The 14,147-nt window shown below is 67.6% G+C and carries 8 protein-coding genes; 5 read left to right on the top strand and 3 right to left on the bottom strand.

The annotated features are described in order from the left end of the window. Positions 1-208 precede the first annotated feature (208 nt). Positions 209-1,102: a 30S ribosomal protein S6--L-glutamate ligase gene (rimK, locus tag QN245_RS05520; RefSeq protein ID WP_317844761.1), complete on the bottom strand. Its 894-nt coding sequence runs from the start codon at positions 1,100-1,102 to the stop codon at positions 209-211. 281 nt (positions 1,103-1,383) lie between these two features. Here rimK and QN245_RS05515 point away from each other — a divergent pair, with 281 nt between their 5' ends. Next, complete coding sequence (locus tag QN245_RS05515; RefSeq protein WP_160967689.1) at positions 1,384-3,720, top strand: TonB-dependent receptor family protein; 2,337 nt, start codon at positions 1,384-1,386, stop codon at positions 3,718-3,720. Between the two features lie 252 nt (positions 3,721-3,972). Here the strand turns inward: QN245_RS05515 and QN245_RS05510 are convergent, their stop codons facing one another. Further along, positions 3,973-6,063 (bottom strand): phosphocholine-specific phospholipase C, encoded by a 2,091-nt coding sequence (locus QN245_RS05510; protein WP_425612944.1) that lies wholly within the window; start codon positions 6,061-6,063, stop codon positions 3,973-3,975. Positions 6,064-6,379: 316 nt separating this feature from the next. Here QN245_RS05510 and QN245_RS05505 point away from each other — a divergent pair, with 316 nt between their 5' ends. After that, on the top strand, positions 6,380-7,609 hold the full coding sequence (locus tag QN245_RS05505) for an MFS transporter (RefSeq protein ID WP_317844759.1): 1,230 nt from the start codon (positions 6,380-6,382) through the stop codon (positions 7,607-7,609). Here the strand turns inward: QN245_RS05505 and QN245_RS05500 are convergent. Continuing rightward, positions 7,526-8,644 carry an ROK family transcriptional regulator gene (locus tag QN245_RS05500; RefSeq protein WP_160967685.1) on the bottom strand — a complete coding sequence of 373 codons (1,119 nt, stop codon included), beginning with the start codon at positions 8,642-8,644 and terminating at the stop codon, positions 7,526-7,528. The two genes, QN245_RS05505 and QN245_RS05500, sit on opposite strands and share 84 nt — an antisense overlap. A 124-nt stretch (positions 8,645-8,768) precedes the next feature. Between QN245_RS05500 and QN245_RS05495 the strand changes: the two genes are divergently transcribed. The 3 genes from QN245_RS05495 (at position 8,769) to QN245_RS05485 (ending at position 13,873) form a co-directional block, all read left to right on the top strand. Further along, the gene (locus QN245_RS05495; RefSeq protein WP_317844758.1) at positions 8,769-11,570 is read left to right on the top strand and encodes a TonB-dependent receptor; all 2,802 of its coding nucleotides are present in this window, start codon (positions 8,769-8,771) and stop codon (positions 11,568-11,570) included. Further along, on the top strand, positions 11,567-12,742 hold the full coding sequence (locus tag QN245_RS05490) for a hypothetical protein (protein ID WP_317844757.1): 1,176 nt from the start codon (positions 11,567-11,569) through the stop codon (positions 12,740-12,742). The genes QN245_RS05495 and QN245_RS05490 overlap by 4 nt, the downstream gene beginning before the upstream one ends. 510 nt (positions 12,743-13,252) lie before the next feature. Continuing rightward, a complete protein-coding gene (locus tag QN245_RS05485; protein WP_317844756.1) occupies positions 13,253-13,873 on the top strand; it encodes a histidine phosphatase family protein in 621 nt (206 codons plus the stop codon). Positions 13,874-14,147: the final 274 nt, after the last annotated feature.

The raw sequence follows: 14,147 nt of genomic DNA, 5'->3' as shown, positions 1-14,147 counted from the left end.
CGCCGAAACATTGCCGCAAGCACGCGCACGCATCAGCCCCATTCCAGCATCCCCAACAAAAAGACCCAGGCAGCGGGGCTGCCTGGGCCGAAAGGTTTTCTATCCCGATTACCGTTCCTGCTGAGGAGGGCAGAGCTGCGGTCCGATGAAGCTTACGCAGGGCCGAATTAAACCAGCGTTAAGCCAGAACGCGCGGCCAGAAACGCAGCTAAATCACTGATTTCTTTCGCTTCAGGCAGGCCTCGAGGTGCTCGATGACCTTGCCGGCGATATCCAGCCCACAGACCGTCTCGATGCCTTCCAGGCCCGGCGTGGAGTTGACCTCCAGCACCAGCGGCCCGCGCCGCGAGCGGATCAGGTCGACGCCGGCCACGCCCAGGCCCAGCGCCTTGGCCGAGCGCACCGCCACCTCCTGCTCGCCGCGGCTGGCCACGGTCCGCTCGGCGGCACCGCCGAGATGCAGGTTGGAGCGGAAGTCGCCCTCCGGCGCGGTGCGGCGCATCGCCGCTACCACCTGGTTGCCGACCACGAAGCAGCGCAGGTCGGCGCCCTCGGCCTCGCCGATGAACTCCTGCACCAGGAAATTGGCATACAGCCCGCGCAGCGCCTCGACCACGCCACGCGAGGCGCTGGCCTTCTCGGTCAGGATCACCCCGGTGCCCTGGGTGCCTTCGTTCAACTTCACCACGTGCGGCGGCGGGCCGAGCATGGACAGCAGATCGCCGGTGTCGTCCGGGTTGTCGCCGAACACGGTCATCGGCATGTCGATGCCCTTGGCCGCCAGCAATTGGTGCGCGCGCAGCTTGTCGCGGGCGCGCAGGATCGCATCGGACGGGTTTGGCGTACAGACGCCCATCATCTCCAACTGCCGCAGCACCGCGGTGCCGTAGCGGGTCACCGAATTGCCGATCCGCGGGATCACCGCGTCGTAGCCGGTGATCGGCTTGCCCTTGTAATGCATGGTGAAGGCGCCGGCGGCGATGCGCATATAGCAGCGCAGCGGGTCCAGTACGCGCACCGTGTGCCCGCGTTCGCGGCCGGCCTCGACCAGGCGCCGGGTCGAGTACAGCTTGGTATTGCGGGACAGGATGGCGAGCTTCATCGAAGGCAGCGGCGGTGGCAGGCCCGGCATCATACGTCGCGCCGCTGGCGCTGCGATGCCGCGCGTCGCCGCAGGTGCCGACTGCGCCGCAAGGCCAGGATGCGCGGTGATCACCGTCACCCGCGGTCGGCGCGCTGTCCCACAGCCGACACCGGACCGCCCCGAAACGTTCACAAAACCGTTGCATCGTGGCGGGCGGGCCGCGTACCGGCCCGGTGCCGGCTGCCCGCGCCCAGCGCGGCAGGTCCGGAGCCTCTCTCCCTCATGATTGGTGACTTTCGATGACCCCCACTTCCAGATCCTTGCGCCCGCACGCGCTGGTGCTCGCCGTCGCGTCCGCCCTGCCGGCCTTCGCCGCGCTGGCCGAGACCGCGCCGGCCGCCGCCACCGCAACCGCCGATGCGGCGGCCAGCGCGAGCGGCAACGATGCCACGATGCTCGACGCGATCACCGTCGTGTCCAGCGGCACCACCCGCCAGGTGCAGCGCATCACCCGTGAGGACATCGGAATCGCCGCCCCCGGCACCAGCGCGCTGAAGGTGCTGGACAAGCTGCCGGGCGTGCAGTTCCAGTCGGCCGATCCGTTCGGCGCCTACGAATGGTCCACTGCGATCAGCCTGCACGGCTTCGACCAGAGCCGGCTCGGCTTCACCCTGGACGGCGTGCCGCTGGGCAACATGAGCTACGGCGTCACCGACGGCCTGCAGGTGACCCGCGCGATCATTTCCGAGAACGTGGCCTCGGTGGAACTGGCGCAGGGCGCCGGCGGCCTGGGCACGCCGTCGAGCAGCAACCTCGGCGGCACCGTGCGTTACTACTCCGCCGATCCGGATGCCGACGCCGGCATCCGCTTCAGCCAGACCCTCGGCTCCGACAGCACCCGCCGCACCTACCTGCGCGGCGACACCGGCGACATCCACGGCTTCTCGCTGTACACCTCGCTGGTGCACGGCGAAATGGACAAGTGGAAGGGCTACGGCAACAACGAGTACAACCAGGCCAATGCCAAGGCGCTGTACCAGTGGGGCGACGGCAACCGGGTCAGCCTGTACCTGGACAGTTCGCACCGCAAGGAATACGACATCATGGACCTGTCGTTGACCTCGCAGCGGGTCCTCGGCTGGGATTGGGACTACCTGATGCCGGACTGGAACAGCGCGGTGCAGATCGCCAACGCGCTCAACGGCAAGGGCAGCTACCCGGCCAGCCTCAACGGCCTGCCCGCCGACTACGGCAAGGCCGACGTGTCCTACTACTCCGGCGCCGGCCTGCGCCGCGACAACCTGGCCGCGCTCAGCGGCGTGTTCAACCTCGGCGGCAGCGCCACGCTGAACCTGACCGGCTACTATCACGACAACAACGGCGAAGGCCAGTGGACCACGCCGTACGCCGCGTCTTCGGCCAGCGTGCCGCTGTCGATGCGCACCACCGACTACCGCCTCAACCGCCACGGCGTCACCGGCTCGCTGAACTTCACCGTGGCCGGCAACGAGATCGAGATCGGCGGCTGGTACCAGAACGCCAAGACCGTGCAGGAACGCAACTACTTCCTGCTCGATGGCCCGTTCACCGATCTGTACTACTTCAACAAGAACGGCACCCTGTTCGCACGCGGCTTCGCCCAGCACTACGACACCGACACCACCATGGTCTACGCGCAGGACACGCTGCGCCTGCTCGACGAGCGCCTGACCCTGAACTTCGGCGCCAAGAAGCTGATCGTCGACACCACCGCGCAGTCGCAGGTGCCGTCCGCGTCCAATGCCGCCGGCGAGATCAAGGCCGATTCGGACCTGCTGCCGCAGGTCGGCGTGAACTACAAGATCGACGATCACCAGGAGGTCTACGCCTCCTACAACAAGAACATGGCCGGCTTCGGCTTCACCCCGTTCCAGGAATCGCAGGCCTCGTTCAACGCGATCAAGGGCTCGCTGGAGCCGGAGACCGCGCAGACCTACGAATTGGGCTACCGCGTGCGCGGCGGCGGCGTGGAAGCGTCGCTGGCGCTGTACCACACCACCTTCGACGACCGTCTGCTGGTGACCTCGCCGTGCAGCGCGATCCAGACCTGCCCGGCCTCGCTCAACAACGTCGGTTCGGTACGCAGCCAGGGTGCCGACCTGGCGGTGATCTGGCGCCCGATCGAACAGCTGCGCTGGCTGAACTCGCTGTCCTACGACGATTCGACCTACCAGGACGACTACACCGATTCCAGCTACAAGAACAATCCCCAAAATCCCGGCGTGGTGCCGACCTCCGGCAAGCGCGTGGTCGGCATCCCCGAGTGGATGTTCTCCAGCAGTCTGGCCTACGAGAACGCCGGCTGGCACGCCTCGCTGGACGGCAAGTACACCGGCCGCCGCTACATCAGCTACCTCAACGACTCGTCGGTGCCCAGCTACTGGCGCTTCGACCTCAGCGCCGGCTACGACTTCGGCCAGGTCGGCATGTTCCAGAACCTGGGGCTGAGCGCGAACGTCACCAACCTGTTCGACAAGCGCTACTTCGCCACCGTCGGTACCAACGGCTACGTGGTCTCCGACCCCAACGGCTACAACCAGACGCTGATGGCCGGTGCGCCGCGCCAGTTCTTCGTCACCTTCAGCGGCAAGTTCTGAGCCGACGCGACACCGCCAGGGAAGGCACCTACGCCGCCGCTGCGCTTGCAGCGGCGGCGTTCGCGTTCTGGGGCAGGCAAACGTGTGGAGTGCTGTAGATGACCCGGCAGTACGAGCGGCGTTTCCGGATTGCATGCGGTCGAAGCGGTCGCGGCTGAAGCCGCTCCTACGACAGCCGCATGGCCTGTAGGAGCGGCTTCAGCCGCGACCGTGTACAGCCAGAAATCGTGTCCCGCTGGTAAGACGCGGCCGCTACGCGTCGACCGTGCGGCCGATCGCCGGATCGCTCATGCTCGGGCGGCCGGTCTCGATGTGTCCGGCCAGGCGCCGCCGCCATTGCGGCAGGGTCGCACTGTCGATGGTCAGGTCGTACCAATGGTGCTGCGCCTGCAACGGCAGACGCACGACGGTGCGGTCGCCGGCAGCCAGGGTGAGCGTCTGCTCGCCGCCATCGCCGCGGTACCCGTCGCGGACGCGCAGGGCGCAGGGCTGCGTGCCGGCATTGCCCAGCGTCAGCAGCAGGCATTGCGCGGCGGCATCGTAGTCGGCCTCGGCCAGCAGTCCGGCATCGCCGATCCCGTCGCCATGGAACTCGCGCAGGAACCCGTTGGGCCCGTGCACGCGCAGCGCATAGCCGGCGTCGGCGGCATCGCCGCGCCACGCGCGCGCATCCTGCAGTTCGCTGCCGGCGGCCAGTGTGTAGAACCAGGGTCCGGCCACGCCATCGTCGGCATAGGCATTGAGCGCCACGCCGGCGGCGCCGCGGTTGCGCATGCGCAACACCCGCGCATCTCCCTGCACCTGCAGCCGCACGTCGAAGTCGTAGGGCAGCGCGCGCGCCGGACGCTGGCCGGGTTCCTGCACCGGCAGCGCCTGCTGTGCAGGGCGCTGTGGCGGCGGCAGGGTCGCGGTGGCGTCGATGCGGGCGATGTAGTCGCGGGTATCCGGCAACGCCACCGGCGCCGGATCGTGGCCGACGAAATCCAGCGTGGAGGTCAGATCGCCGGCGACGGTGCGGCGCCAGGGATTGATGTTCGGCTCCATCACCCCGAAACGGCATTCGAGGAAACGCAGCACCGAGGTGTGGTCGAACACCTGCGAGTTCACCCAGCCGCCGCGGCTCCACGGCGACACCACCAGCATCGGTACCCGCGGCCCCAGGCCGACCGGCACGCCATGATAGTCCTCGCCATGCAGGTCCACGTTGCTGGCGCCCAGTTCCGGCCGGATCGCCGGCAACGCCGGCGGCACGTGGTCGAAGAAGCCGTCGTTCTCGTCGTAGTTGATCAGGAACACGGTCTTCGACCAGACCTCCGGCGAGGCGGCCAGCACCTCGAGCAGACGCGCGCTCAAGGATTCGCCATAGGCCGGCGTCGCCTCGGGATGCTCGCTGAGCAAGTACGGGGCGACGATCCACGACACCTGCGGCAGCGTGCCGGCACGCACGTCGCGCGCGAACGCCGCCACCAGATGTTCGCCGCGCGAGGCCTTGGCGTTCTCGGCAGTGGACCCGGGCACGATGGCACGGCCACGACGATACAGCGGCGATGCGCGGTCCAGCTTGCGGAAGTTGGCGAAGTACGGATGGCTGTTGTCGCCGTAGTTATCGAACTCCTGATACACCTGCCAGCTGATGCCGGCCTGCTGCAGGCGCTCGGAGTAGGTGCTCCAGGTGTAACCGGGGAAGCGCGGATTGTCGCGCGCCATGTCCGCGGTCCAGTTGCCGTCGTCGCGGTTATTTACCGCCTGCTCGCCGTCATTGCCGACGCTCAGCCCGCTGGTGCCGGTGAACATGTACATGCGGTTGGGATTGGTCGGGCCGAACAGCGAGGCGTGGTAGCCGTCGCAGAGGGTGAAGGCATCGGCCAGCGCGTAATAGAACGGCAGGTCCTCGCGCTGGAAGTGGCCCATGCTCATCGCGCTCTTCTGCGCGATCCAGGCGTCGTGGTGCTTCCAGGTCTCGTGCGAGCCCTTCCAGTCGTGATTGAGATCCTTCATCCACTGCGCGCTGCTGGTCTGGCTATTGAGCCGGAACGGCAACACATAGCGATCGCTGCCCTTGCCCTCGGGCTGGTACCAGACCGGCTTGCCGCTGGGCAGCCGCAGCGGCCGCGGATCGCCATAGCCGCGCACCCCGCGCAGGCAGCCGAAGTAGTGATCGAAGGAACGGTTCTCCTGCATCAGGATCACCACGTGCTGAACGTCCTGCAGCGTGCCGGTGACCCGCGCCGGCGGCACCGCCAGCGCGCTGCGGATGACGCCTGGCAACAGCGGCATGGCCGCGCCGGCTCCCAGGGCCAGGGACGCGCGGGCGAGAAAACGACGACGACTGTGTTCGACCACGGCAAGCAGGACCGGCAACGAGCAGATGCTCAGGCGTCGGCCAGCCTAGCGGCGGCGGATGAAGCGGGTTTGACAGCCGCGTCGATCCGGCCTGCGCTTGCCCCCCAGCTCCACGGATCTGGCGACGCCGCAAGCCGTTCCCGTGCACCGTCCCTAGGCGACATCGCCGCACTGCGAATGTCATCGTTCGATGCAAGAATGCCGTCGGCCTGCGCGCAGCCGCGGCAGACCGGGGGAGCGAACGCGGATGCAGGTGCTGGGTCCGATCTATCTGGGTGCGCATTTCGGCAAATGCCTCATGTGGCATGCCAGCGTCGTGCTGTTCACGTTTTTCCTGACCGAAACCTGCCACCTGCCGCCAGCCACTGCCGGCGCGTTGCTGGCTTCCACGCTCGCCCTGAACGGAGTGTTGGACCTGCTGCTGGGCCGCTGGCAGCGCACACGCATCGCGTCGGCAACGGATGCCGCGCGTTTCCAGGCGATCGGCGCCGCGATCGCCGCCCTGTTCTTCTTGCTGTTCTGCGCGTCCTCGCTGGTAGCCGAGTGGGCACGGCCGGCCTGGGCATTGGCGACCCTGATCGGCTTTCGCTGCGTCTATCCGCTGGTGGACGTCGCCCAGAACGCCTTGATCGTACTGGGGTCGGCGACGCTGCACGAGCGCCAGCACGTCACCGTGCGACGGACGTTCTTCTCTGCGTTGGCGCACCTGGCGGTATGCCTGTGCGTCGCACCGCTGCTGCTGCGCTTGTCGGCGCGCAGCGGCATCGAATTCGCCGGCGCCGGCGCGGCGATCGCGCTGATCACGGTGAGCTGCGCAGTGCCGCTGGCATGGTGCAGGAACACGATTGGCGAACCGCCAGCCGGCATGCATGCGGGTTGGCGCGCCGCACCGCCATTGCGGCTTTCGTCGATCATCTTACTGACCGTGCTCGTCGGCTTCCTGGTGTCCGGCTTTCGCAAGCTGGAGCCGTATGTCTCCGCCTATGCGCACGCGCCGGGGAAAGAATCGAACCTGTCGCTGGCGGTCGCGCTGGGCGTGCTGTTGGTGCAGCCGCTGTGGCGGTGCATGTTGGGCCAATGCAGCCACCGCGGCATCTTCCTGGTCTCGAGCGCGGCGCTGCTCGGCGCCGGCACGCTGCTGCATCAGGTCGGCGAGCGCGGGGCCTACGCCACCTACGCCGCCGGGCTCCTGTCGGGGATCGGCTTCAGCGGCATCGGCACGGCCTTGTGGCTGTGCGTGGCGGCCACGGCCAGCCAACGCACCGCCACCCGCGACTACGGCATGCTCACGTGCGCGTCGAAGATCGCCCAGGCGGCAGGTACCTTCGCCATCGCCCTGATGCTGCAGCAGTCCGATTACCGCACCGCGCTCGCCGTTGCAGGCTCGCCTGCGTCGCTGCTGGTGCAGGCGATCCCACTGGCGGTCGGACTATTGAGCGCGGTGGCGGCGCTGATGCCCCGGCTAAGCGGACAAAAGATCGCCGAACAGCAACGCTGCCGCGCCGACCGGCGCGGTCGTCTCCGGCGGCAGTTGGGCAACGCATAGGCGCGGCGCGGGCAGCGGGCGCAGGCGGCGTGGCGCGACGGTCTGCTCGTGCCAGTGCACCGCGGCGATGACGCGCTCGGCCAATGCCGCCGGCAGCAGCCCCCCGAGCACGATCGCATCCACATCCAGCGTGTAGCGCAACGCCGAGAACAGGAACTGGAAACTGCGGGTATGCGCCTGCAGCCACGCGTCCACACCCTGCCACTGCGGATCGAACGCCTCCAGCATGTCCTTCAGCGATGCGAAGGCATGGCCATCATGCAGGTTCACCGCGTGCAGCAGTCCTGCCAGATGCGGCACCGGCAGGTCGGCCGCGTTGAGCGTGCCTGCCAGTTCGCCGGCATTGCCGAAGCGGCCACGCATGAGCCGGCCGTCGATGACGATGCCGCCGCCGAAACCCATCGCGAAATTGAGGTAGCAGAAGCTGGCGTGCGTCGCCCCGGTGCCGAGCAGGTATTCGCCCATGGCCGCGGCGTTGGCGACATTCTCGATCTTGACCGGCACGCCGAAGCGTTGCGCGATCTCCGGACCGAAGTCGACCAGCGCCCAGTCCTCCAGCTCCGGGCTGGGGTTGACCGTGCCGTCATCGACGAAGTAACCAGCGATGGCCACGCCAACGCCGATCAGCCGCGGCGCCATTGCGGCGCGCCCGCCCAACGCCTCCACGGCGAGGGCGTGGCAGCGCGCCAAGACGTCTGCGCGTCTCAATCCCAGCGTGGCGACGTCGGCGCGCGCACGGATCCGGCCTGACAGATCCACCAGCACCGCCTCGGCGCGATCCGCCATCACCGACAGTCCCAGGCTGAACGCGGCATCGGGCTGCAGATGGATCATGGCGCTGGGCTGGCCACGGCCTTCGGCGATCGTCTCGCCGACCCGGATCAATCCCGCCTTCTCCAGCTCGTCGGTGCTACGGAACACCGCCGTCCCCGAGAGTCCGGTATCGCGGATCAGCGCGGCGCGTGAGACCGCACCGTGTCGCCGGACCAGACCCAGCACCAGCCTCGCCCGGGGCGTGAGCGTCTTCTTGATCATCCTGCCGCGCCTCGCCATGCCTCGTTCCGGAGCGGCGGCATGCTCCGCTACCCGGCTGGTCTTGTCAAATTAATTTCATACTGTTCGTAATATATTTAGCAACCATCCATCTTTGATCCCGGTCATGCCTCAACGCCACGCCGCGTTTCACCTTCGCCTCAGCCGCCTCGCCTCCGCCCTGCTCCCCGCGCTCGCCGCGGCGAGCCAGGGCCATGCCGCGCCGCTCCCACCTGTCGCCACCACGGCAGACGCCGCTGCCGCTCAAACGGGTGCGCCCGCGACCGTCGATCTGGACCAGATTCAGGTCACCGGCTTTCGCGCTGCCGCCACCGCCGCGGTCGACGCCAAACGCGAGAGCCAGGTGGTGCTGGACGCCGTGAGCGACGACGACATCGGCAGCCTCCCCGACCTGAGCATCGTCGAATCGGCGCGGCGCATCGTCGGCCTGTCCACCGTCGCCGGCATGGACCCGACCCGCAACCGCGACCTGTACGAACGGGTGACCATTCGTGGCCTGGACCCGAAGTACAACCTCATCACCATCGACGGCGTGCCGATGGCCAGCAGCGAGATCGACGTGCGCGGCGCGCGCCTGGACCAGTTGCCCTCGCCGATGGTCTCGCGCATCGAGGCGATCAAAACCCTGACCCCGCAGTACGACCCGCACGGCCTCGGCGGCCAGGTGAACCTGGTCACCCGCAGCGCCTTCGACAAACCCGACGGCTTCGTCGTGGTCAATGCGGGGCTGGGCCACAGCTCCAGTGCCGGTGCCTTTGTGCAGGACGATCGTCCGCTGCAGAAGGCCAACGCCACCGCGTCGAAGGTGTTCGGCGAGCGCGGCCAGTGGGGCGTGGTGGTCTCGCTGGACTGGCAGAAGCTCTGGTCGACCTCGCACAGCCAGTTGCCGGGCGACAGCGCCGGTGCCGGCTGGGTGTACTACACCCCCTCGGGGACGGCGACGCCCTTCGCCAACCTGTCGCGCGACGGCGTGCTGTACCCGGTGCGCCCGCAGGGCTACTGGTTCGACGATGCGCGCAGCCGCAAGGGCGTCAACGCCAAGCTGGAGTACCTGTTCGCCAATGGCGGGGAGATCTCGCTGTTCGGCGGCCATTACCAGGCCGTCGATGCGGAACTGCGCGCAGAGCAACTGGCCATCCCCAGCACCCCGCCGCGCTACGTGGATGCGCAGCACGGCAGCTACGGCGCCGCGCAGTTCCAGCAAGGCATCGTCTGGCAGCCGCAGACCCGCGACACCGACATCGTCACCCTCAAGGGCGCCTTCCGCCCCACCGACGACGTGAGTTGGGACGCCACCGCGTCGTGGTCGCGCGCCACCAGCGCACTGCAGCGGGACATGTACAAGTGGGCGTCGGACGTGCGCCCCGGTTCCACCACGACGCTGAACGCCACCGACTACCGGTTCGACTACGCCCTCGACGGCGGCAAGGTGCTGGCCACCTTCCCCGACCCGCGCCGCGCCACCGACCCGTCGTCCTACGATCTGCTGTACCTGCGCAACATCACCCGGGATTCGGCATCGACCGTCCGCTACGTCGCCGCCAACGTGGCGCTCAACGCCGACCCCGAAGACCAGGGCTTCGGCGCGCGCGCCGGCGCCTCGTACACCGACAGCAAGGTCGGCAACGACCAGTCCTACCAGGAATGGTTCGCCAGGAACGCCGCGGCGCAGACGGCGATCGGCGGCCTTCCCGGCTACACCTATCCCACCACCTGGCCCAGCGACTTCATCGGTGGCGTGCCGTTCTACGTCGTCGACCCGGCCAAGGGCACGGCGCTGATCGCCAACCACCCCGAGTGGCTGGCCCAATCCAATCGGGTCGCCGACAACTACACCAGCGACTTCGACGACAAGGAAGCGGTGACCGGCGTGTATGCCGAAGGCGTGTTCCGCTCGGAGCGCTTCTACGCCCTCGCCGGCGTGCGCTACGACGACACCAAGGTGGACGTCACCACCTGGCAGGTCCCCAACCCGGCGGCGCCTTCCGCGTATGCGCCAGCGCTGCGCAAGGGCGGCTATGCGTACCTGCTGCCTTCGGCACTGGCGACCTGGAAGATCGACGACGACGCGCGCCTGACTGCCGCCGTCAGCAAGACCATCGGTCGTCCCGACTACGCCCAATACGCGGCCACCACCTCGTTCGCCGTCACCAGCAGTGGCGGCCTGGCGATCAGCCGCGGCAATCCCGCGCTCGAGCCGCGCCAGTCCGTCAACCTTGATCTCTCCTACGAGTGGTTCATGGACGATGGCGGACTGTTCTCGGCGGCGGTGTTCCAGAAGCGGATCCGCAACGAGATCTTCACCGCGGTGCGCAACCTGGGCCCGACGGCCTACAACGGCGTGGTGTACGACGATGTCAGCGAGAGCACGCCGCTGAATTCCGGTCGCGGCAAGGTGCGCGGTCTCGAACTGAACTACGTCTCCGGCGAACTCGCCTTTCTGCCGGACGCCCTGCGCGGACTGGGCGTGAGCAGCAACCTGACCCTGCTCGACGGCAGCTTCGACATTCCCGCCAGTTCGGCAGCAGTCGCGGCCGGCGCTCCCGCCAGCCGGCGCAGCAGCGGGCTGGTGCAGCAACCGGACTACATCGCCAATGCCACGTTGTTCTACCGGCGCGGCGGCTTCGAGGCGCGCGCCTCCTGGAACCGCATCGGCGAAGCCTTGCAGTTGGTGAGCAGCGACACGCCGGAGCGCGATCTCTACGCCCAGCCGCGCAGCCAGCTCGACCTGCAACTCAGCTACGCGATCAACCCGGCCTGGGACGTGATGCTGCAGGCGCAGAACATCACCCGCGCGCCCTTTGTCGTGCGCCAGGGACCGGGGCAGGCGCTGGTCAACAACTACTTCCCGGTCGGCTCGACGCTCTGGCTGAGCTTCAGTTGGCATCCCAATGGAGGCAGCAAGTGATGCGACCGATGCAGCTGCAGGGCCATCGCCGCGACAGTCGGCCGCAACGCCTCTGGCGTTGCCCGCTCGTCGCCGCAGTGTGCGCCGGACTGGCGCTGGGGTCCGCGCACGCAGCGAACGCGGACGATGTCGCCGTCGTACTGAAGCTGGTCAAGGCCGACGGGCATGCATCTGCAAAGATCGCCTTCGACGCAACGTCATGCCGTCCCTGCACGCCGATCCACATCGACGGCTACAACGCCGACAACGCCAAGGAAACGGTGGTCGCCCTCCGGGTTCCGCGGATGCGCACGCTGGAACTGACGTTCTCCGGCGACCCCGACGCGATCGAACGTGTGCGGGTGGAGGACGGTGACGTGCCGTTCCATTACGCGCAAGGCCGCTGGGTGGTGCAACTGGCACCTCTGGACCGCGACGCGATCACCGCGGCCGAATACTCGATGCACATCGTCGAGCCGGGCATGGTGCTGCGACTCGAACATGCCGACCCCGCACGCCGTGCCGGTGCCTACCGCAGCGGCGCCTTCCCTGTTCGCCAGCGCCGCGCCGCGGACACTCTGGAGTTCGCGCAACGTGAGGTGGTGCGGCGCCTGGGGTTGGGCGAGCAAGCCGTGCGAGAAGGCCTCGGCACGATCCAGATCATGGGCTTCGACACCAACGATCCGCACGGGCATCGGGACGACCCGCCGCATATCCACATGCACCTGCGCTGGCCACAGGACACCGGCACCCAGATCGGCCATCTCTACCTGGACGACCACGGCCTGCTGGTCAACAACCGCATGGGCATCAAGGGCATCGAACGCCCGCCGCGCGATTACGGCAAAGGCGAAACCGCCACCACCATCGCACCGGATGGACGGCCGCTGTATGCGCACACCATCACCGCCGAGGGCTGGTTGCAACTGGGTCGCCCGGGCCAGGCGCCGTGCCTGATCCAACCGCTCGGCGATGGTGGCTTCGACACCGGTGCGCGCATCGCCTGCCCGGGTCTGACCCCGATCCCGCTCACCGTGCGCGACGATCTGACCACCGGCACGGTCACCGTGCATACCGGCGACATCGAAGAGATCTACCGCTACGACACCGACACCGGCGCACTGACCTCGCCGCAGGACGTCCCGCTTCCGGCGCCGTCGGTGGACACCACGCGACGCGCAACGGCGCGCTGAGTCGGAGGTGCGCACAGGCGTGCGCGCGCCGGACGCCGCGCATGCCCTGAAACGGATCCGGACGCGAACGACGCCGTTCGACCAACGGACGGCGTTGCCATTGATGAAGGAGCGTCGAATTTCCTGGAAAAGGAACGGCTCTGCCGCATCGGGATCGCCACGTGCTGCACGTCCTGCAGGGCGTGGGGATCCGAGTGCCGGCGGCACCGCCATCGCACTGCGGATGACGCACGGCAAGACTGGCAGTGCCGTGCCGGCCGCCAGGGCCGACGATGCATGGGTGAGGAAGCGGCACGGCGGTATTGGACTGCGATGGAAAGATCGGCAACGAGCAAGCGCTCAGGCATCGGCCAACCCCAATTTGGTCGATGACGTGGGAGTTGCCGGAGATCTGCGGCAACCGCGCCGCGGAGTGTCGTGACATGCATGCAACCGGGCCACATGCATCGGCGAAACCACGCCATCTCACCGCTCAGCGTTGGTTAGACAAGACAATGAGAGAAAGGCGTCATGACCACCCTGATCCTCGCCCGCCATGGGCACGTCGACTGGATTGCGCCCGAGCGGTTCCGCGGGCGTGCGGAACTGTCGCTATCGAAGCTCGGCGAACTGCAGGCCGCGGCCTTGGCAACGCGTGTAGCACAAAGCTGGACACCGGACGCGATCTACACCAGCCCACTGTCGCGGTGCATCCGAACCGGCGATGCGATCGCGCAGGCAACCGGTGTGCCGGCCAAGATCCTGGACGACCTGTCCGACATCGACTACGGCCAATGGCAGGGGCTGACGCACGAAGAGGTGGCTGCGCGCTGGCCCGATCTCGCACGGGCCTGGTTTGCGACGCCGGATCTCGCCGTGATTCCAGGAGGCGAAACGCTGGCGGACGTGCTGGTTCGCGCAATGAAGGTGCTGCACACGATCCTGCATGATCACAGCGACCAGACCGTCGTCATGGTTGGTCACGACAGCATCAATCGGATCATCCTCCTGCAATGCCTCGGGCTGCCGCTGGCGCGCTACTGGCGCATCAAGCAGGAGCCGTGCTGCGTAAATGAAATCGCGATCGAAGCAGACGACTTCACCCTACATCGCCTCAACGAGACCCATCACACGCTCGGGCTTCGCGTTTAGCGTTGTCGAGTGCAGCGCGCGCGACGCTGTCGAAAGAAGCAGGGGCAGAACCGCAGGCAATGCGCAAAGGCCGGTACAGTCGGCGACAGCCGCCAAGCTCAGGCGCAATGGGGGACACAAGTCGGTCACGACGACCGCGGTCTACGTGCGTAAGCGCAGTGGCGCCAAGACAACCCCGACGCGCAATTGCGGAGCGCCCAGGATATTGCGGAGCGATTCCTTGATAGGTCGCGCCAGACGATACTGCCTTGTCTGAACCTTTTATCTCTGCTGC

Origin of the sequence: Xanthomonas rydalmerensis, from assembly GCF_033170385.1 — a bacterium.
In the GTDB taxonomy this organism is placed as follows: Bacteria; Pseudomonadota; Gammaproteobacteria; order Xanthomonadales; family Xanthomonadaceae; genus Xanthomonas_A; species Xanthomonas_A rydalmerensis.
Note: the sequence above shows the minus strand (reverse complement) of the source record. Positions and strands in the feature narration are given on the sequence as shown.